Below are 297 nucleotides of genomic sequence, written 5' to 3' on the forward strand. Positions count from 1 at the left end.
AATTTTACACACAAGCCGTTCCAGCTCTCCGGCTCGTTTCTGTGCCGCTGCCAGCCGCCGCCGTTTTTTCCTGATGTCGCTGTCCTGCTGGCTGGCCTGGGCCTCCTGCACTTCCCGGATGAACGCCGCCCGGTCAGACTTGGCGTAATCGCTGATGGCTTGGAGCATATCAGACACCAGGGACAAGACTATCTTTTCCGCGATACGATGCTGGGTAGGACAGCGAGTGCCAACGGGGACTTTGCTGTATTGGGAGCAAGTGTACTGCGGGGTACGCTTGCCGTTGTAGGTGCGGTG

1 pseudogene is annotated in these 297 nt (G+C 58.6%); it reads right to left on the reverse strand.

The window, feature by feature from the left end:
* Nucleotides 1-297, reverse strand: a pseudogene (locus D1646_RS23500) (DNA recombinase); the annotation flags it as partial.

Source organism: Pseudoflavonifractor sp. 60, from assembly GCF_009911645.1.
In the GTDB taxonomy this organism is placed as follows: domain Bacteria; phylum Bacillota; class Clostridia; order Oscillospirales; family Oscillospiraceae; genus Lawsonibacter.